Annotated in this window: 19 protein-coding genes and 2 pseudogenes; 1 reads left to right on the top strand and 20 read right to left on the bottom strand. The window is 43.7% G+C overall.

What is annotated here, in order from left to right; genetic code table 11:
• Positions 1-12: 12 nt before the first annotated feature.
• The 4 genes from AC58P7_RS23185 to AC58P7_RS23170 are packed head-to-tail and all read right to left on the bottom strand — an operon-like array spanning position 13 to position 3,860.
• Entirely contained in the window at positions 13-1,521 is a 1,509-nt protein-coding gene (locus AC58P7_RS23185; protein WP_497347077.1) for a sugar ABC transporter ATP-binding protein, read from the bottom strand.
• 14 nt (positions 1,522-1,535) lie between these two features.
• Complete coding sequence (rbsD, locus tag AC58P7_RS23180) at positions 1,536-1,931, bottom strand: D-ribose pyranase (protein ID WP_497347075.1); 396 nt, start codon at positions 1,929-1,931, stop codon at positions 1,536-1,538.
• The gene (gene rbsK / locus AC58P7_RS23175; RefSeq protein WP_497347073.1) at positions 1,928-2,869 is read right to left on the bottom strand and encodes a ribokinase; all 942 of its coding nucleotides are present in this window, start codon (positions 2,867-2,869) and stop codon (positions 1,928-1,930) included. The genes rbsD and rbsK overlap by 4 nt, the downstream gene beginning before the upstream one ends.
• The gene (locus AC58P7_RS23170; protein ID WP_497347071.1) at positions 2,862-3,860 is read right to left on the bottom strand and encodes a LacI family DNA-binding transcriptional regulator; all 999 of its coding nucleotides are present in this window, start codon (positions 3,858-3,860) and stop codon (positions 2,862-2,864) included. The genes rbsK and AC58P7_RS23170 overlap by 8 nt, the downstream gene beginning before the upstream one ends.
• Positions 3,861-4,227: 367 nt before the next feature.
• Between AC58P7_RS23170 and AC58P7_RS23165 the strand changes: the two genes are divergently transcribed.
• Entirely contained in the window at positions 4,228-4,389 is a 162-nt protein-coding gene (locus AC58P7_RS23165; protein ID WP_497347069.1) for a hypothetical protein, read from the top strand.
• Between the two features lie 83 nt (positions 4,390-4,472).
• On the opposite strand, the gene AC58P7_RS23160 is transcribed toward AC58P7_RS23165, so the two are convergent.
• From AC58P7_RS23160 to AC58P7_RS23085, 16 genes and pseudogenes are all read right to left on the bottom strand, one after another.
• Positions 4,473-4,952 carry a DinB family protein gene (locus tag AC58P7_RS23160; protein ID WP_497347067.1) on the bottom strand — a complete coding sequence of 160 codons (480 nt, stop codon included), beginning with the start codon at positions 4,950-4,952 and terminating at the stop codon, positions 4,473-4,475.
• A gap of 233 nt (positions 4,953-5,185) precedes the next feature.
• Complete coding sequence (locus tag AC58P7_RS23155; protein ID WP_497347066.1) at positions 5,186-5,422, bottom strand: tautomerase family protein; 237 nt, start codon at positions 5,420-5,422, stop codon at positions 5,186-5,188.
• A 53-nt stretch (positions 5,423-5,475) separates the two neighbouring features.
• A complete protein-coding gene (locus AC58P7_RS23150; protein WP_497347064.1) occupies positions 5,476-6,213 on the bottom strand; it encodes an SDR family NAD(P)-dependent oxidoreductase in 738 nt (245 codons plus the stop codon).
• Between the two features lie 282 nt (positions 6,214-6,495).
• Complete coding sequence (locus AC58P7_RS23145; RefSeq protein ID WP_497347062.1) at positions 6,496-7,128, bottom strand: DsbA family oxidoreductase; 633 nt, start codon at positions 7,126-7,128, stop codon at positions 6,496-6,498.
• Entirely contained in the window at positions 7,128-7,667 is a 540-nt protein-coding gene (locus AC58P7_RS23140; protein WP_497347060.1) for an NAD(P)H-dependent oxidoreductase, read from the bottom strand. The genes AC58P7_RS23145 and AC58P7_RS23140 overlap by 1 nt, the downstream gene beginning before the upstream one ends.
• Positions 7,668-7,707: 40 nt before the next feature.
• The gene (locus AC58P7_RS23135; RefSeq protein ID WP_497347058.1) at positions 7,708-7,959 is read right to left on the bottom strand and encodes a hypothetical protein; all 252 of its coding nucleotides are present in this window, start codon (positions 7,957-7,959) and stop codon (positions 7,708-7,710) included.
• A 375-nt stretch (positions 7,960-8,334) separates the two neighbouring features.
• Positions 8,335-8,505, bottom strand: a pseudogene (locus AC58P7_RS23130) (DUF4309 domain-containing protein); the annotation flags it as partial.
• A gap of 43 nt (positions 8,506-8,548) precedes the next feature.
• Positions 8,549-9,919, bottom strand: coding sequence for an MFS transporter (locus AC58P7_RS23125; RefSeq protein ID WP_497347056.1), 1,371 nt, complete (start codon positions 9,917-9,919; stop codon positions 8,549-8,551).
• A gap of 47 nt (positions 9,920-9,966) precedes the next feature.
• The gene (locus tag AC58P7_RS23120) at positions 9,967-10,578 is read right to left on the bottom strand and encodes a cysteine hydrolase family protein (protein ID WP_497347054.1); all 612 of its coding nucleotides are present in this window, start codon (positions 10,576-10,578) and stop codon (positions 9,967-9,969) included.
• Between the two features lie 32 nt (positions 10,579-10,610).
• A complete protein-coding gene (locus AC58P7_RS23115) occupies positions 10,611-11,033 on the bottom strand; it encodes an organic hydroperoxide resistance protein (protein ID WP_497347105.1) in 423 nt (140 codons plus the stop codon).
• A gap of 62 nt (positions 11,034-11,095) precedes the next feature.
• Positions 11,096-11,917, bottom strand: a complete 822-nt coding sequence (locus tag AC58P7_RS23110) for an enoyl-CoA hydratase/isomerase family protein (RefSeq protein ID WP_497347052.1) — start codon at positions 11,915-11,917, stop codon at positions 11,096-11,098.
• An 86-nt stretch (positions 11,918-12,003) separates the two neighbouring features.
• Positions 12,004-12,777, bottom strand: coding sequence for an SDR family NAD(P)-dependent oxidoreductase (locus AC58P7_RS23105; protein ID WP_497347050.1), 774 nt, complete (start codon positions 12,775-12,777; stop codon positions 12,004-12,006).
• A 56-nt stretch (positions 12,778-12,833) separates the two neighbouring features.
• A complete protein-coding gene (locus AC58P7_RS23100; RefSeq protein WP_497347048.1) occupies positions 12,834-13,409 on the bottom strand; it encodes a TetR/AcrR family transcriptional regulator in 576 nt (191 codons plus the stop codon).
• Positions 13,410-13,649: 240 nt separating this feature from the next.
• Positions 13,650-13,736, bottom strand: a pseudogene (locus AC58P7_RS23095) (hypothetical protein); the annotation flags it as partial.
• Between the two features lie 117 nt (positions 13,737-13,853).
• Positions 13,854-15,971, bottom strand: a complete 2,118-nt coding sequence (locus tag AC58P7_RS23090; RefSeq protein WP_497347046.1) for a DUF5054 domain-containing protein — start codon at positions 15,969-15,971, stop codon at positions 13,854-13,856.
• Positions 15,972-16,001: 30 nt separating this feature from the next.
• Positions 16,002-19,028 (bottom strand): glycoside hydrolase family 2 TIM barrel-domain containing protein, encoded by a 3,027-nt coding sequence (locus AC58P7_RS23085; RefSeq protein ID WP_497347044.1) that lies wholly within the window; start codon positions 19,026-19,028, stop codon positions 16,002-16,004.
• Between the last annotated feature and the right edge of the window lie 60 nt (positions 19,029-19,088).

Here is a 19,088-nt window from a genome sequence, read left to right as displayed (position 1 = left end):
AAAGCTTTACCGTCAACCTGCATGTCGGTTCCCTCCCCCTGTTGCACTTAACATAATTTTTTCCTGACTTGCATCTTCTTGTGTAAATTCACCGCTTATTTTCCCCTCGTGCATGACAAGTATGCGGTCACTCATTCCTAAAACTTCCGGAAGCTCGGAAGAGATCATAAGAATGGCTACACCTTGCGAAACTAGTTCATTCATTAGATCATAGATTTCTTTCTTCGCACCGATATCAACTCCGCGTGTAGGCTCATCCAATATCAATACTTGCGGGTTCGTGGCCAACCATTTCCCGATGACCACTTTTTGCTGGTTACCTCCGCTTAGAGAGCCGACTTTCTGCTCACTGTTTGGTGTTTTAATCAGCAGTTTTTTTATCATGGAATCCGATAGTTCCCGTTCCTTTGAACGATTCATGAAACCAAATGATGACAATATCTTTAAATTCGGTAGGGCTAGGTTATCGTTGACCGAAAGGGGAAGGAGCAGTCCCTCATCTTTCCGATCTTCCGTGATTAAGCCAATACCGGCGTGAATCGCATCAATCGGTTTATGAATGGAGACTGGTTTTCCGTTAATGGAAATCGTTCCACGATCAATAGGTGTCACTCCGAATAGCGCTTTCGCCAGTTCTGTTCTTCCCGCACCCATAAGTCCGGCGATGCCGACGATCTCTCCAGCTCTTACAGATAGGGAAATGTCATGGAGCTTCCCTTTTTGGGTCAACCCGTTGACCGTCAGTTTTTCTTCGCCTAGGGTGATTTTTACTTTAGGAAAACGGTCTTTAATTTCCCTGCCAACCATCATTTTGACGAGATGATCCATCGTCGTATTGGCAATGTATTCGGTTCCAATATAATGGCCATCGCGCATCACCGTAACTTGATCGCAAATCCTGAAAATTTCTTCCATCCGATGGGATATATAAATCATGCCGACACCCTTTTCCTTAAGGGAAGCGATGACTAGGAATAAGGCCTCAATTTCACGGTCCGTGAGGGCAGCCGTCGGCTCATCCAAAACAAGAATTTCTGCCTTCATAGATAATGCTTTCGCAATTTCGACCATCTGCTGTTGGCCTACAGAAAGCTCATTAACTAACGTACCCGGATCAATATTCAAACCTAATTGAGATAAATAGCGATGGGACTCTTGTCTCATCCTTCTCCAGTTAATTAGCTTCGACTTTCCATAAGTGAATTCTCGACCAAGAAAAATATTTTCCATGACTGTTAAATGGGGAACCATATTAAGCTCCTGATGAATAATAACGATGCCTAAGTTTTGTGCCATGGAAGGTGATGCAATATCGTAAACGTTTCCATTAACAGTAATGGATCCACTATCCTTTGTATGAATCCCGCCTAATATTTTCATTAGCGTAGATTTACCAGCCCCATTTTCCCCCATCAGCGCATGAACTTCTCCGCGATGCAGGGTAAAATCAACCTGCTCTAGCACCTTAACGCCAGGGAAACTTTTACTGATTCCCTTCATTTCCAACAATGTAGACGTCATTCCAATTCCTCCTTTCAGAAGATAACTCCAGCCTGAAGAATAACATTGGCATATGGAGTAAACTCACCTGTTCGTATGATTGCCTTAGCCTGATGCGTCATTGCCTTCAATTCTTCATGACCCACCTCATGTATAGTTACCCCGTTTAAAGAAGTTTCCATTTGCTTCTTTAGCTTTGAAGTTACCTGATCCATTTCACTTGCAATGAAAGCCTGCTCAACTTGCATTTCTAGAAGTACGGTTTCCAAACAATCCATAAAAGAAGGGATACCTTGTTTTAAAGCCAGATCAATTCTCTTTACGTGGGCAGGAATAGGCAACCCGCTATCACAAATGACAATTGTATCGGTATGCCCAAGTTCACTGATCACCTTGGAAATTTCACTATTTAAAATTCCGATCTTTTTCATGTAGGTTCTCCCTTGGAATTTTTCGCAAACAGTTCCACATCCTCAAAGCTTGGCATTCCGGCTTGAGCCCCAAACTTGGTAACGGCTAATGCTGATACCTTAGCTGCAAATGATACAGATTGTTCCAAGCCGTTTTGCATGGCAAGTGAATAAGCTAAACCGGCATTGAATGAATCCCCAGCACCTGTCGTATCGACAACAGAAACCTTATAACCGGGTACTTTTTGCAGCTTCCCTTTTTCTAAAAAAGCCGATCCATCAGCCCCCAACGTCGTGATCACGTTGTTTGCTCCCCTTTGTATTATGCTTGTCATCGCAGTTTCCAATTCATCACCTTCTGCCTGAATCCCAGTAAGCAAACTCAATTCCGACCGGTTGGGAGTGATGTAATCTACATTCCTCAATAGTTCATCCGGCAAAAATTGTGCGGGAGCCGGATTCAAGACGACAATCTTCCCAAATGACTTTGCCTTTTTCGCTGCATGAATAACCGTATCTAATGGAATTTCCAACTGAAGAAGAAGGATATCCGCATTTTGGATGATGTCATCATATCGATCGATATCTTCTGGTAGTAAATGATAATTAGCCCCCGGAACAACCACAATGCTGTTATCCCCATTTGAGATAAAGATGGAAGCTATCCCTGTTGCAGTGCCGTCCACGAGTTTAACTGAGTTTCTACTGATCTTATTATCATCTAAAGCTTTCAGCAGCTCTTGACCAAAACTGTCTGTGCCAACAGCTCCAATCATGGTTGTTTTGGCTCCGAGCCTTGCAGCCGCTACCGCTTGATTTGCACCTTTGCCACCTGGTATGAATTGGGCGTTAGATCCAAGAATCGTTTCTCCCAGTTGTGGGTGTCTATCTGCTTCAATAACGATATCCATGTTTAAGCTTCCGATCACAACAATATGAGGTACCTTCAATTTACCCACTCCTCTTCGTAGATTCTCTTGGGATTAACGTGACATCCAGTTCATAAATTTGATCCGCTTCGATGGTGCCTTCGATCTTCTTAATCAATATCCTTGATACTAAAGCACCCATATCATAAATGGGTTGCGCAATCGTTGTTAGTTCAGGTTCTGTTATTTCCGTCATATTTATTCCATCAAATCCACAAACTACAACTTGTCCAGGTACTTGAATGCCCATTCTATGCAGCGCTTTCAAGGCTCCGACAGCCATTAAATCATTTCCTGCAAAAATAGCATCAATATCAGGATGCCGCCGCATAAGTTCATCTGTAGCTTTTATACCACCGCTAATCCCAAAATCCCCTTGAACCATTAAACTTGGGCTGAACCAATCAAAAGCTCTTACGGATTCCTCATATCCAATTAATCTCTCTTTGGCAGGGATCAGATCCTGAGGACCATAAATATGCCCGATTTTCTTGCTTCCTGACTCAAGAAGATGCTTTACTGCTAATCTGCCTCCCTCACGATTGTTCGAACGAACAACGCTGCAAGATTTATTCGTAGGAGCTCGGTCTAAACAAACGAACGGGATGTTAAAAGACGCCAATTTGTCTACATCTTCTTGTCCCAATGTATTGGATGCAAAAATAATGCCATCGATATTTTTGCTCTTTAATATGTCAATATAATTTTTCTCTTTACCAATTTGGCCATCAGAATTGCAAAGTATGACAGTAAATCCATACGTAGAAGCAACATCTTCAACTGCCCGTGCCAGCTCTGGAAAAAAGGGATTTGAAATGTCGGGTAAAATTAGCGCAAATGTTTTTGTGCTTTTTCCAGCAAGCCCTCTTGCTACCACACTAGGTAAATAATTCAGTTTTTCAATCGCATGTTTTATACTCACTTCCGTATCTGCGTTTACATATCCACTTTTGTTTAAGTAACGAGATATAGTGGCAACAGAGACTCCGGCTAACTTGGCTACATCACGTATGGTTGCCATCCTAGTTTCACTTCCAACTTCATATTTATGGTAACGATACCGCAAATTCATATTAACGGCTATAATACTGACGTTTTACTATGTGGTACCGGTTACACATAAAATATAACATAATTTATTTTCGTCCGCAAGTTAAAAAAAAATTTAACACCCCACAAATCAAAAAAGCCGCGATACGCGGCTTTGGTTTATAGGATTATTCTCTTGTTTTCACCTTTTCATACCAGCTGGCATCGGCCCCACATTTCAAGTTTTAGTTCTAAACCATGCTCCATATATATATATCTTGAAATGCTCTAAATTCAGGTGTTTCAGTCACAAAAAAAAGACCATCAAAATCGATGCAAGGGCTTGTTTTGTGCGGTAAATGCGGACGGCGCATGAGTATGCGGTACATTACGGTACACCGGAAACGGCGGAATCTCCCCTACTTACGAGTGCAAGGGCAGATGGGAGCATGGGCACCGCGCAACCTGCACAACGGTTCCTACTCCAAGAATTGATCAAGTCATCTCAAGCCGGTTGTTAGAAGTGATTCAGCCGGCTCAGCTTGAACTGGCTCTCCAAGTGATAGACAAACTGATTCTACATCAATATTTATTATTTCGCTGGTTACCGGGATAGCAATCTTTTGTAAACCGAGATGATCCCGAAATGCAATCCTTCATGATACATGTTATAACGAAGCGACTGCTCTGGAGTAAGCAAACCGAGTCCCGTTGACGTTGTAATGGTAGGTACGCTTTCGTTCAAACGGCTACTAGGCAGCACCGCGCGAATTCTCTCCGGTTGTTCCTTCAACAGGCTTTCCAGCTGCGGTAACGTTGGCACAGGGAACGAGTTTGCGATATTGTCCAGCGGGGACGTTCCGTAAGGAAACCGCTCCATAAACCCTTCCGGCAGATGCATCGGAAGTTTCAATTGCGCAAACGCCAATTTTTCCGTAACGGTATAGACGTGACCAAGCTGCCAACGGAGATTATTGCGGAAACCGGCGGGAATTCGATCCGCCAACTCCTCCGTTACGCCCTCCATTGCTTCAAGCGTTTGACTTCTGATGAAGGCCATTTGGTCGAAAAGATTTGTACTCATTTGTCTCGCTCCTTTTCTTCACACTATAAATAACACATCTTTTCAAAAAAGAAGCGCATTTCTCGGCCGTTTCACGGTTCACACTATAGAAGATGTACGTACCATCCTTGCGATGTAAGTTACTTCCTTAATAGGACAATCTAAACCCCCATGTATACAATTGGGCCATGATCACAATCGTGTCATCAGTGCAAAGACGCTAAATCACGCTCTCATTATTAACGATCAAGCGATTACTTTCTCTTATCGGCAAGCTGCCGGCGATACTCCAACGCAGGCAGTCCGCCCCAACCCCAATTCTCGGTGTCAACCTCTTCGATAACTACGAAGGTAGATTCTAAAGGTTTGTTCAAAACGTTGAGCAGAAGCTCGCTGGCCCCTTTAATGAGTGCCGCTTTTTCTTCCGCCGTGACAGACTGACGATCTGGTGTTGTGCCCTCGCGGGTCACTTGAATCGTAACGATTGGCATGAATATTCCCCCCATTCCGTTTGGATATGTTTTGTATCTGCTGTTCCATTTGCTTAGTGACCAGCATTCTGTCCGCCATCAACATAAAGGATCTCACCTGTTACGAAGTTGGCTGAATCCAGATATATAACTGCTTCAACGATGTCATGCGCCTCGCCCATTTGTCCCATAGGATGCAATTTAGCTAGAAAATCGTGTGTTTCAACAGGGTGCATAGGTGTTTTAATTACCCCTGGTGAAATTGCATTCACTCGAATACCTCTGGAAGCATACTCAATTGCTAGTGATTTTGTTGCAGCTTTCAGACCGCCCTTCGTCAATGAGGCGAGTACGGAAGGAACGTTAACTGAAGGTTGGTCAACTAGACTCGTCGTGATGTTAATGATGTGTCCCGTTCCTTGTTTCAGCATCTCAGCCGCCGCGCGTTGGGAAACGTGGAAGAAGCCGATGACATTCGTGGATAAATATGTTGCAAAGTCCTCTTCTGAATACTCTGTAAATGGCTTAGAAATGAAAATTCCGGCATTATTAATTAGCGTATCGATGCGTCCGTAGTGAGCCAAACCTTCGTCGATTAGACGCTGCGCGATCTTTGGATCTGCAATATTACCGGCAAGAAAACGGACTTGTTTTCCTGTGGGATCAATTTCTTTTGCAGCCTCAGCCAACGCTTGTTCACGGCGTCCATTGATAACTACATTCGCTCCTCGATTCACCAACTCAATCGCCATAGCTTTCCCAAGACCGCTGCTTCCTCCAGTTATTACAAATACTTTTCCTTGAATACTCATGTGTTATTCCTCCATGTGATTTTCTAATTTATGAATAAAATATTAAGCGTAATAATCGCCTACATCTATGATCTTAATATATGATAGCTAGTATTATTATACTGAACCGTTTTTCACCCATCTAGCAACGGATACGGTGCGTTTTGCTTGATGTTCAGCAGCAGCGCGCACGTCTTCCTTCATAACTCCATTTTGATCCACTGTTACACTTGCTGTAATAGATAACTGCTAGATTTACTTTTGTTGCTGACATTTGTGTCGTAACCTTTTAGTCATTTCGGCTTATATTTTTTCAAACAAGGTAATCAATTCATCAGGAGATTGCAGTCCTGATAAGGAGATCTCCTCATTAATTACAAAGTAAGGAACCCCTCTGATTCCTAACTTTTGCGCGTTGCGTTGTCCTAATTCTACCTTTTCAATTCCATCACCATTCATGAGCCGCATTCTTAGCTCGGCATTCTCGTTAGTGATCCCGCTTGCTCTTGCTATTTGCACAAGTGCATCTACATCTCCGATGTTAATACCCTCTTCAAAAAAAGCAGTATAGACCTTCTCAATTAATTGCTCTTTCTTGTCCTCTGGAGCAATAGCTATTAATTGATGGGCTAAAGTCGTATTGGGTGTATATTTTACAATATCCATATTATATTTGAGGCCATAATGAGCACCGTATTCGTTATACTGCCTCATTCTTGCTTCGAATTGAGGAACCCCGCCTAATCTGCCAATCATAACCTGCCGATAATCTTCACCTTCAGGACGAATACCATAATTTATCTGAAAAGCTTGCCAACGGATAGTTACCTTTTTGTCTTTCGGTAGCTGTTTTAAAGCGGTTAATAAGCTCTTTGTTCCCATACGACACCAGGGGCAACTCAAATCCATATAAACGTCAATGATCAAGTCTTTCATTAATCCACCACAACTGGCTTTACCGTTTTAATATGTTGAACGTAATCGATGCTGCTCTGTGCTAATCGTTCATCCGTAACGGCAGAAGTATCGTTTAGTGCAAAGTGAGGCAGATATGTGGCACTTATAAAACGAGAAGTCGCTTCTATCGGTCGCAATATTTCTTGCAGTGTAAAACGATTAAACCCACTTGCTTGATACGACTCTTCCGTACCGTAGGTCGAGATCGCAACACCGATTTCTTTACCTGCTGTTTTATTGCCATCCGGTCCGTAGGCCCAGCCATATAGCAATACGGAATCAAACCACTTTTTGAGTAATGGCGGTGTGCTGTACCAGTAAAGCGGATATTGAAAAATAATCCGGTCATGTGCTTCAATCAACTGCTGCTCTCTAGAAACATCGATATTTTCGTCTGGGTACGCTTTATATAATTCATGAATTGTGATATCGTCATGCTTTTGCAATTCCTCCACCCATGCTTTATTCCAGTTAGATGCTTCGATGTTCGGGTGAGTCACGATTACTAATGTTTTCATTTCAGTTGCTCCTTTTCATAATTGTTTTAAAAATCATTTTTTAATTCTCGAAACATGATACGTTTTTCATAAAAATACTCTCATGTTTGTTCAGTAATGGTCCATCAAGTTCTGTAATTCGTGTTAATTCAATCCATTCAGGATCGTTGCGGAAACGCTCATAGTTGAGGTTACGCATTTCCATATTGGCATGCTCGACAACATAATAAAGTGGGTTATTTGCCGCATCAATATCTTCCCAAAATAGCGTCACTTTCATGCCATGCTTCACATTGGTACACTCGCAGCTCATACAATATCTCTTCACCTCCTCTATTCAGTAGAATGGTTTCTCATTTTTCCTTATCCTTTTGTCTATCTATTAAAAGGTAGATTTTATTTTAAAAAAATATCCGCCTTCGTTTTTAAGTTAAAGCGGATATTAATCTTACGGCGATCATGTTAAACCTACTTAAATCCTGAAAACTTCTTGCAAGTAATTGCGCACCTTGAAGCGAAGCAAGAATTTGATGGGCCTTTCACGCCCGCGGCACCTTCAAAGTTTAAATGCCCTACACGCTGCCCTTGATCCAACACTTGTTCCAACCAATTCAAATTGGCGGTGAACAGCTGAGCTAGGTTTTTGTTCATGGTGTTATTCTATCTTTTAATAGGTAGTTTGTCAAACTTAGAATACCGAAGAGTTTTCGGTCGGCCCGGGCCAATCCTCGAGGAATACCATTGAAGCTTTGGGCTCGCTGGAACGAATATCAATGATTTGACTACCCTTGTTATAGCCGATGACTGAATTTTTCTTAGCAAATGTAGAATATATGCCGCTTCCCGCCGATTCTTCTTTATCTGCTCTCCCTCATGCTTTTTGGTACAACACATTTGTTCATTTATTTTGCTCTCTCGCGAGCACTTATGGTACTTTCCACAATGCTGCCCGGTGAAGACTCAGACCGACGACCGGATAGCATGTACCAGAGCAATGCGCACAATGATAAAACGCATACCACAATTAAAGCACCGTACACTTGTTCATAGGCACGTACCAGCGAGTTCTTTTTTTGATATTCAAGCAACAAACCGCAAACCGCAACGGAAAACGAACCACCGAAAAACTGGATAAGCTGCATGAGCCCCATGCCTGAACCGATTAGCTTCGCCGGCAAAATACGCGACGTTTCATTATTTAACGATGCTATCGATGCCGAAAGCGCCGGCGAAAAGCATAGGTAGCCTAACAGAATAACAGCCGGTGATACGCCAAGTTCCGCCCAAAAAGCTGCCAACACGAAAGCTATAATGACATGCCCGAGAATCAGAAACCGCACATTGCCGTACCGGTCGATCCAGCGTCCGACGAAAGGCGTAAGAAAGGCTGATAAAACGGCGCCCGGCGCGATCGTAAAGCCAATGGCCAAAGGTGATTTACCGAACATATTAGCAAGTGCTAATGGCATTAAAAACAAGTTACCGAGGTTCAGCATCATGATGCAAAATCCGACAGCTAGTAGTTTCAGGTACATAGGCTTTGCTAAGAGCTCCGGGTTAATGAACGTTTCTTTCGAGCGTCTGAGATGCCAGACGTGGGCAGCGATCGATAACAATCCGACGGCCAGCCAGACGACTGAGCGCTGCGTGACAGCGATCAGAATCGTCGCCGCATTGACGACAGTCAGGATGGCCCCGGCGATGTCAAACCGAAATGGCTTTGGCTGCTCTTTGGGAAGCATACGCAGCAGAATCGGAAGAAGGACAATCACAAGGCAAGTGACGGCAAACAGCCCGTTCCAACCGATGTACTCGCTAATCAACCCGCCGACAATTGGCCCAAGTCCAAATGCCATGGCAGCTCCCGCGGAAATCATCGAAATCGCTCTTCCTCGCCTTTCATAAGGAATATACCGGCTGGCGAGAATGAGACCCAGTCCCGCCATCGCGCCGGCGCCGGCGGACTGCGCGATCCGAGCCATAAGCAGCGCTCCAAAATTCGTCGCCATGATACCGAAGACGGAAGAAAGCCCTAGTATCGCGAGTCCAATCGTAAGCAATCTTCGAATCGGCAGCACGTCGGAGAGTCTGCTGTAAATCACCGTTGATAATGCATAGCCGATCGAGTAACTTGAAACAATCCACGATCCGAGAGCCGCCGAAACCCCGATATCCCGAATGATGCTCGGAATGGAGACGTTAAACATAGTCGTGTTCATCACGACGATAAACAATCCGAATGTCCATATCGGCATTACGATTTTGTCATTCATGATAGTACCTCCTATCCGAGGCTACCCCCATCTTCTTTATAGGCTTCTTACAGAGCAGCAAGAAGTTCTTCTGTTGTTAAAATGGCATGTGCAAATGTAGGGCCATTAATTTCGTGCGCCGCATGCATTGCTTCTTTACTAAAAGCCGCTGTAGCATCTTTAACAAGGGTAACATGGTAACCAAGCTCCATGCCGAAGCGTGCAGTCGCTTCAATGCACGTATTGGCTAACATACCGATAACGATAATCTTTTGTACACCATGCATTTTAAGTTGATGATCAAGGTCAGTGTTCGCGAATCCGCTGCTGGCCCAGTGCTCTTTAATAATCACATCACCCTTCTGAGGCTGAAAATCCGGATGAAATTCCCCACCCCATGAATCTTTGGCAAACACCTGTCCTTGTTTAGCACGGAGCTGATAGGGAGTCGGATGCTTCCAGGTTTCGAAATCATCCGGTTCAGATCTGTGATGAGGAACAAAAAAAACTTGAATACCGGCATTCCGAACCGCAAGAAGGATTCCCTTTAAATGTTCAAGCAAGTTCACAGAGTCTGCTACTTCTTTAGTACGAGGGAAAATCTTGCCTTCCGGTGACAAGAAATCATTATAAGGGTCAACTAAAAGAAGCCCTGTTGTTGGATCATATACTTTCGTCAATGGTATGCATTCCTTTCTGGTCTCTTATATCATTAACCAACCACGTTCGTTTCTACTTCGATATTGCCCCGAACAGCTTTGTAATAAGGGCACACCTCATGGGCTTCCTCAACGATTTGCTTAGCGACACTGGTTTCTACTCCGCTTATCGTTATGTCCAATTTAACGGCGAGGACAAAGCCGTTGTTCGCATCCTTACCGATCGTAACATTAGAAGATATTTGTGTACCTTCCGCTTTAATCTTCTTATTTCTAAGAATAAGACCTATCGCACCTTCAAAGCATGCGGCAAATCCTGCAGCGAACAGTTGCTCCGGATTGGTTCCATGTCCGCCGGGCCCCCCTAATTCCTTGGGAACTCTCATGTCCAAGTTAAGGACTCCATCGTTGGAAATCGCTTTGCCTTCTCTTCCGCCTTGAACGTTTACAGTAGCCGTGTACAATTGCTTTTCCATTTTAATCATTTTCGTAACTCTCCTTTAAGATCGATGTTTTTACACTCTTCAGAAAATGGCAACTAGTCAATATTTACTAAATGTTGACCTAAATGAAGCTCGAAATCGCCTCGTTGACCAAAGCCCCGCGCCATTGCTTTTGACACTTTTTCCTGCGTACTTTTTGACAAGGCTCCAGCGATAAAGGCTGCTCGAGATTCCATCAATTCTGAGGTTTCAGGGATTCCAGCACGATTAAGGAGACCCTTGGCTTCACTTATTGTCTGTTTATCGATTGACGAAATTCTTCGAACCAAGTTTTCCACAAAACCTTCTAATTCAGCGTCAGGGATCGCTCTGTTAATCCATCCATAGCGTTCTGCTGTTGAGGCATCATAGTCGTCGGCGGTAATCGTGATCTCAAGAGCTCGAGCACGCCCCGCCAAGAGGGATAGTCTCTCCATGGCACCACCTCCCGGTACGATGCCGACAGCGACTTCAGGCTGTCCGAAGATGGCCTTCTCTTTGCTGGCGAACCGCATATCACAGGCAAGCGCAAACTCGCTGCCGACTCCGCGGGTTCGTCCCCGAATTTCAGCTATGCTGACAACCGAAGTCCTGGAAAGTCGAGATGTTAAATCAATAAATGGTGGAAGGTCACTTTCTTTTGGCGTTCTTTGCTTTTCTCCAGCACGCGCCATGTCATAGTGCGCTATGAAATATTCAGGATCTGCGCTGTCGAAAACAACGACCTTCAGATCCGGGTCTGTCTCGATTTGATCCATAAGCGTTAAAAGCTCAAACATTGTATCAGGATCGAGGAGATTAATCGGCGGGTTATGAAATGTAATGCGCCAATAATCAGGTGTTTTGCGATTTACGGTAAATTGATTGTTTGTGTTCATGTTAATATCTCCTTTTTAGTTGGGTTAATACTTTGGCACTTATTTGAACGATCGTTCAAAAATAAAAATAAAAACTTCAACCATACTTAACCTTGACGGTATATTGGGGCTCCCAACGGAGATGCGTTAGCTCCCCCATCAACGGCAATTTCTGCTCCCTGTACATAGGAAGAATCTTCAGAAGCCAGGAACAAGGCAACCTTGGCAACTTCCTCAGGAAAGCCCATACGGTTAAGAGGAATCGTACGCGCATGTGCAGCCTCCAGTTTTGCTATTTCTTCAGGTGTTGACTGTTTCCAAATTGGTGTACGCGTTGCCCCTGGGACCAAAGTGTTTACACGGATTCCCCGCGGCGACAACTCGGAAACTAACACTCTAGCCATGCTGCTGATGGCTCCTTTACTCGCCGCATAGGCGGATCTTTCCGGCGCGCCATCGGTTGCACGCGTTGAGCCGGTCAAGATTACCGAAGCTCCTTCCTTCAGCTGGGGCAGAGCGGCTTGTACAGTGAAAAAGACTCCTGTTACGTTAACCTTAAGCACTTCTTCAAAAACCGAAAGCTCTGTACCTCCTACAGGTGTGGGAGCTGCAATGCCGGCATTAGCGAATACGATGTCAAGTCTGCCGAAGGTTGCTACTGCTGCGGACACCGCATTTTCCATGCTTGCTGGATCGGCTGCATCCGCTTGAATCGCAAGGACATTGGACCCAAGCTCCTCAGCCACCGAGCTTAACGTGGTCTGATTCCGGCCTGTTATAACGACCTTTGCCCCTTCTACAACAAACAATTTAGCGCTTGCCAAACCGATTCCGCTATTGCCTCCTGTAATTAAAGCCACTTTCTCATCAAGTTTTCCCATATTGCTCCACTCCTTAACCTATATAATTTAGTATTTGAAAATCATCAAATACCCATTCATTCCAAGACCGACATATTCATTTCAATAATTTGGCGTAATTTTTCCTTGTCCGTTATAGTCTTCACCATAACGCGCAGGCCGATTAATGCATTATTAAAATAATAAGACAACCATTCCGCGTTGAGGTTCTTGGAAAATTCCCCCGATTGTTGGCCTTCCATAATAAGATCACGTATTAACTGTTCTGTACGGGCCCAGTCCAGATGAACCCAATCTCTGGCCTCAGAATCATGTTTGGCCAACTCAACCGCGGTATTCACTATGAAGCAGCCGTTAGGAAACTCTTCTCGCTGCCCGATTGCCATTTCAAACAACAGTCGGATTGCTTCCTTGGCAGAACCGGTATCAGCCATACGACGCTTAACCGATTGCTCTAACATTTCACTATAGCGTCTCAATGCTTTGACATATAAGGATTGCTTATCGCCAAAGGTATCATACATGCTCCCTTTATGAATCCCCATATGTGAGACCAGCTCCTGGATGGATGTCTTCTCATAGCCTTGTTCCCAGAATAACCACATGGCTTTAAGCAGAACGGCATCTTCATCAAATTCCTTTGTCCTTGCCATCTCATTGTTCCCTCCTTTCGAAGCAAATTTAACATATCAAGAACGATCGGTCAATAATTATTTTGACCGATCGTTCTTGATTGTGATTGATCATCTGATTAAGATGCAAAATGACCCGTAACAGGGCACTTTTATCAAAGTGTCCATTTTACGGGTCAGAGTTCATATTAAAACAACTTTTTCATCCCATAATTAAGCAGTATTTCCTTTCCAATCCTAGCTGAATCATAGATACGATTCCACTGTGATCTCACAGTGGGACACATTGGGGGTGCAGACATGGATGACAGAAATGTTTTTATCCTCCAAAAGATCGCGATAGAGGTCAAGCCTTGCCGTCGGTATTCCCATTTTCAGAATGCTAATCAACATTTTCACATAATTCTGTGTCTAAGATTCGATATACTGCATAAAAGCCCTACGATTTCTCGTAAGGCCAGTCTATCAAATCTTATAGCTCATAATGTCTAAAGAGAACCTAAACTTGGCATCATCTTCATACCACATTGGAAAATTGGTGCCCCAAATATTATTATGCAAGTTAACATGCATGCCCCCATCCAAAGGTTCGAAGCCATTATCAAATTTTAACAAGTTCTTTCCACCAGGTGAAAGCAAAGGAGCATCTAAGCTGGTAATCATAGCCGAGCCATCAGAGCCTTGGTAAGAAACACCTGTCTGTATAGCGTGCAAATTTCGATTGCCACCCTTGACGACTTGGAGAGGGGACAGCCATTCCCCCATTTTGTCCATTTGCCACAAATTCGGATTGTTCACTTTCAGCCTGAATGAAAACCAGGATGCTTCCGGCAAACGGGATGCCTGTTTATCAAACCATTCTAATTCAATGTCCACTTTATGTTCATTTATATGGAACTTATACTGAATAATCAGCTTGGCAGGAGCCCCCAACACATCTACGGATTCTTGTGGCATTTGCAACTGCGCCTGAATGATATCGAAATGCTCTTCTCTCTTCACACTAAGTAATGTTAGCAAGGGCTTCCATTGCTTATGCTGAGGTTTTGGTTGCACATACTCAAAGCCTGGTTTGCCGAAATCTGAATCTGCCCAACTATGCGTGAATTTCAAATTTTGCATATAGGTTTCAAACCAATGATGATAATTTTCAATTCCAAAAGACTCGTAGCTAAAGCTACCCAATCTGTAGGTTTCGTCGGCCCATTCTTTCCCCGCATTATCTTTCAACCGGATTATGGAGCCATCATCATCGAACTGAACCTCGAATAAGCCGGCATTTATGATCTCTTTTGCCCCAATTATCGATGACTCACTCAGTTCTTTCCATTGCGGTTTTAACAAACCAAGTGCAGCGTTTGCTTCATTCTGTAGATCTGTATGCAGTGAACGCAGTGCTTTGCCAATATATTCCCGCTGCTCGGCCCACGATTGTTCAAAAAAGGAATACGTGCGACCTTCCCATGAAGTGGATTGGATCTCTTTCGAGTTTTTATTAAATTCATCCATGGCAAACTCACCGATATAATTATATTTTGACGGGATAGCATCTTTGGCAATGAAGTCATGTTTCCTTGCTTCTTTGAAATCAGGTTTCGAATAATTTTTATAATCCGTCAAATACTTCTTAAGATCCAACCCCCATGTATGCTCGGAAACAAGCAGCAAGTTATCACTGAAATCCTCGTATTCCTTGCTGTCTATTTGAAGACGACCATCTTGAATCCATGTCTCTCTAATTCGTAAAAGTTCCCTGAAATGTGAGACTTTCTTAGGATCTGTCGCAACGCCATGAATCCATGTATCCCCAATTTCTTCATATACAACGGGTAACTTGTCTCTTAAAGGCCACAACTGTTCAGCAAATACGTCCATCGTGGAAGCCTTAATCTGGGCCCCTGGAAACATTTTAGCTAATTGTTCGTATTTGCTCTTAATGACTTTTATGTCTGGTGGTCCGCAATTATCATCCGTATGAGCAAACACTAATACATCTCGTAGACCTTCAATTTCCAAGATGTCCCCATAAGTAGCCGCATAATTGACAATAATCTCGGAACCATCTTTATTTTTCCATAGGAAGACATTCGGTACATCTGGTTTTTTTGAAGCTGGATTTACACCCAAGTGGAGATACCTGATTCCGTATTTAGCCATATGGGGAATGATTGCGATCGTATGTCCCGGAACGTCGGTCATCTTAGCCGCAATAGTTTGCTTCCCGAATCTTGAATCTAATTTATTGGATAGGGATAGGCCGTATTCAAATAACCTGACGTCCATCAACTCGGTATGTGTGGTAAATGGCAGACCATGCCAAGCAACATGACCTTTGGCGATCGCGGATTCGAGTGCCTCTCTATTGGAAGCAGATGCCTTATTTAAATACTTGTGAATGAGCCATGAGCCTGTCGTCCATAGAAATTGTTCTTGCGAATTTTCTTTCGCCAATGTTTCTGCTAATTCAATCGCTTTCGGAATAAATAATTCCGTATATTGATCAATTACTTTTTCAGCCAAGTCAGTAAAGCCGATATCCAGATGGGTTTTGAAAACCACATGTACGGTTTCAATTTTATGCATCTTTTGGTCACATCCCTTTTTTATTGTATCTCAATCCTCATTACATACCGGGAGTATACGACAAGCAAACTCAAACTCTTTTTCTTCCAATCTATAGGCTGGAAGAAGATCAGGTCCGCAGGAGTTCGACCCCACACCGCTCATTTTATAATCCACATGAACAATCGTTTCCTTCCGCTTCTTCAACTCGTGTGGATGCCCGGCTTGATCTAGCTGTTCTGGTGTGTAATGAGCCGCATTGAAGGAAAATTCACTATCGCTTGAAACCTTGAAACCGATCCCCTGTTGATTCGTCAGATACAACCATTCCGTTCCATATCTTGATCCGTTTTCTTGCGGCATCAAATAGGATTCAAACAAATCATCGACTTGTGCTGAAAACTTGCCTTTTTTAACACTTTGTCGCTTATCAATATAACTTTCATGAGGGCCGTTTCCAAAGTACTCCACATTCTCGAATCCTTGCGGCATCGTAAACTGAAGCCCAAATCGAGGCAGAAACGGGAAGTCTTCTCTTACTTGAACTTTCGTATGTAAGGTGATTTCACCATGACCATCCACCCGCCATAAGACTGTCCCATGAAGAATCGGATACCTGTTGTAGCCACCCAACGAATACTGAACAGCGATCTCCACGAACGATTCGGTACTGTGGGTCACCTTGCTCTCGTATACGTGCATGACTGCTCTTTCGTACCCATTTTCGATCCACTTCAATTTGATATTTCTGTCATTATCAACAGGGGCTCTCCAAATCTGGAATTTGGTTTGTTCACAAATCAAATCCACTCCGTGTTTGGATATACGAGTAAAAGCACCGTCATACAGGTCAAAGACATGTTCAAAATCAAAGCCCTCAATGGTTACAAGATGCCCCTGCTGCGCAAACTGAATAGCAGGAATTGATCGTTGTTCGCTGTGTACCAGCTTCACTATAGGAAGTTCGAATTGTTCAAAAGTGACTTCATCGCCTTTATCCGCCCAAGCCGATGCCAGTTTATGAACACAGGTTAAAGTAAGGAAGTAACGACTATAGGAAGCTGCCGGTAGATCGTATTCCAACGTGAACACTTGGGATTGTTGTGGCTCGACGATTAATTGGGTCAGTTCACCCTGCTGAATCATTTGCCCGTCTTTCTCTACCTTCCAGTAGAGTGCGATATGGGATAAATCGATAAAATCAAAGAGATTAGTTAGCTTCATTTCCCCTTTAATCAGGTCTACCTCTTGAATTCGAATTGGCGCAATAACCTTCTTTAATTCCAGAAGTCCTGTATGGGGTGTCCGGTCAGGATATACGAGTCCATCCAGGCAGAAGTTGCCGTCATTGGGCTTATCCCCAAAGTCGCCCCCATAGGCGAAGAACGGTACCCCCTCCGGCGTCTCTGCCAAAATGCCATGATCGCACCATTCCCACACGCACCCTCCCATCAACAGGGGATACTTGTAAATCACATCCCAGTAATCCTTCAAATCTCCGGGCCCATTCCCCATAGCATGGCTATATTCGCATAAAAACAACGGCTTCGCAGCGTTCTCATTTTGAGCATATTCCTCGATTTGCCGGGGTGAAGCGTACATCCGGCTCTCAATGTCCAAACTTTCCACATCAGGATTTCCTTTGTTTACGGGAGCCGCACCTTCATAATGGACAAGCCGTGACTCATCTCGATTTTTTGTCCACAAGGCCATAGCGATATGATTAACATCATAGCCGGCTTCATTCCCCATGGACCAAATAACAACACACGGGTGGTTTTTATCTCGTTCTACCAGACGCTGCGCCCGCTCGACAAAAGCTTGCTCCCATTTCGGATCTCTGCTCAATTGATGAATATCCGTTCCCACGTATCCGCCAGTACTCAGACCATGGCACTCCAAATCGGCCTCATCCACGACATAGAATCCATATTCGTCGCAAAGATCCAAGAACCGGGGATCGTTCGGATAATGTGCTGCACGAATCGTATTGATGTTATGCCTTTTCATAAGAAGCAAATCTTGAATCATATGTGCAACCGGTATCGTTTGCCCCAGCACAGGATGAGTATCGTGACGATTAACACCTTTAAGCTTGATTGCTTGGCCATTAATCTGAAACACACCTTCTTCGATCTCAACCTGTCGAAAGCCGACATGGAAATGAAGAACTTCATTCCCGCTGCATACAAATAACTGATATAAATACGGCTTTTCGGCATTCCACAGAACTGGCTCGGCTACAATAAATTCAAGTGATCCTTGACCATCTATGGTTGCTTCACATGTTCCTATAGACTTGCCATTGCAATCCTTCAATACAGCTTGAACATGACAACTGCCCACCGTTTCAATTTCACAGCGCAGTGCAGCCTCCTTGAAGTCCTTTGACAATTGCTGCTTATTGAACACATCGCGAATATGGGACTGATCTCTTCCTAACATATACACATCCCGAAAAATCCCGGAATATCTCCAAGCATCTTGGTCTTCCAAATAACTCCCGTCGCACCATTTGAGTACGAGCACGGCGATCCGATTTTTCCCAGGATGGACAAAAGGGGTAATGTTAAATTCGGCCGTCATCCGGCTACCTTGACTATACCCAACGAACTGACCGTTAACCCACACATAGAAGCACGAATTAACGCCTTCAAAAACAACGTATTTCGCTTTCTCATGCCAGTCTTGAGATATATGAAAATCTCTCACGTAAGCACCGGCAGGATTATTATTGGGCACATAAGGAGGATCACAAGGGAATGGATAATTGATATTGGTGTATTGACGTTGGTCATAACCGTTCATTTGCCAACAGGATGGCACAAGTAATTCGTCCCATTTGCTGACATTAGCATCTTCAAGATAGAACCCCTCTTCGACTTGCTTGACGCTAGCGTGATAATTGAACTTCCAATTTCCATTTAATGTTTGATAAAAGGGGGATTGCCCCCGTTTCTTACCAAGCGCAGTTTCAGAATCCCCATATGGAATGTAATAAGCCCTTGGTGCCAGTCTATTCACTTCAAGCACATGAATATCTTCCCAATATTTCGTTATTTGGATCAAATCTATCACCTTGTCTCTTTATAGTAGAAATAGCAGGAACATTTTCACTTTTGAAAAGTAATTAAATAT

Source organism: Paenibacillus sp. J22FR5, from assembly GCF_059691975.1.
The sequence above is the reverse complement of the archived record's forward strand: the minus strand, read 5'-3'. Positions and strand labels throughout refer to the sequence as shown.

Coding starts and splice junctions, on each gene's coding strand:
- AC58P7_RS23150 (WP_497347064.1), bottom strand. CDS start 6,213: ATGAGTATTCAAGGAAAAGTATTTGTAATAACTGGAGGAAGCAGCGGT.
- AC58P7_RS23155 (WP_497347066.1), bottom strand. CDS start 5,422: ATGCCAATCGTTACGATTCAAGTGACCCGCGAGGGCACAACACCAGAT.
- AC58P7_RS23090 (WP_497347046.1), bottom strand. CDS start 15,971: ATGCATAAAATTGAAACCGTACATGTGGTTTTCAAAACCCATCTGGAT.
- AC58P7_RS23140 (WP_497347060.1), bottom strand. CDS start 7,667: ATGAAAACATTAGTAATCGTGACTCACCCGAACATCGAAGCATCTAAC.
- AC58P7_RS23145 (WP_497347062.1), bottom strand. CDS start 7,128: ATGAAAGACTTGATCATTGACGTTTATATGGATTTGAGTTGCCCCTGG.
- AC58P7_RS23185 (WP_497347077.1), bottom strand. CDS start 1,521: ATGACGTCTACATTGTTGGAAATGAAGGGAATCAGTAAAAGTTTCCCT.
- rbsD (WP_497347075.1), bottom strand. CDS start 1,931: ATGAAAAAGATCGGAATTTTAAATAGTGAAATTTCCAAGGTGATCAGT.
- AC58P7_RS23160 (WP_497347067.1), bottom strand. CDS start 4,952: ATGAGTACAAATCTTTTCGACCAAATGGCCTTCATCAGAAGTCAAACG.
- AC58P7_RS23135 (WP_497347058.1), bottom strand. CDS start 7,959: ATGAGCTGCGAGTGTACCAATGTGAAGCATGGCATGAAAGTGACGCTA.
- AC58P7_RS23170 (WP_497347071.1), bottom strand. CDS start 3,860: ATGGCAACCATACGTGATGTAGCCAAGTTAGCCGGAGTCTCTGTTGCC.
- AC58P7_RS23105 (WP_497347050.1), bottom strand. CDS start 12,777: ATGGGAAAACTTGATGAGAAAGTGGCTTTAATTACAGGAGGCAATAGC.
- AC58P7_RS23100 (WP_497347048.1), bottom strand. CDS start 13,409: ATGGCAAGGACAAAGGAATTTGATGAAGATGCCGTTCTGCTTAAAGCC.
- AC58P7_RS23110 (WP_497347052.1), bottom strand. CDS start 11,917: ATGAACACAAACAATCAATTTACCGTAAATCGCAAAACACCTGATTAT.
- AC58P7_RS23115 (WP_497347105.1), bottom strand. CDS start 11,033: ATGGAAAAGCAATTGTACACGGCTACTGTAAACGTTCAAGGCGGAAGA.
- AC58P7_RS23165 (WP_497347069.1), top strand. CDS start 4,228: ATGCGGACGGCGCATGAGTATGCGGTACATTACGGTACACCGGAAACG.
- AC58P7_RS23125 (WP_497347056.1), bottom strand. CDS start 9,919: ATGAATGACAAAATCGTAATGCCGATATGGACATTCGGATTGTTTATC.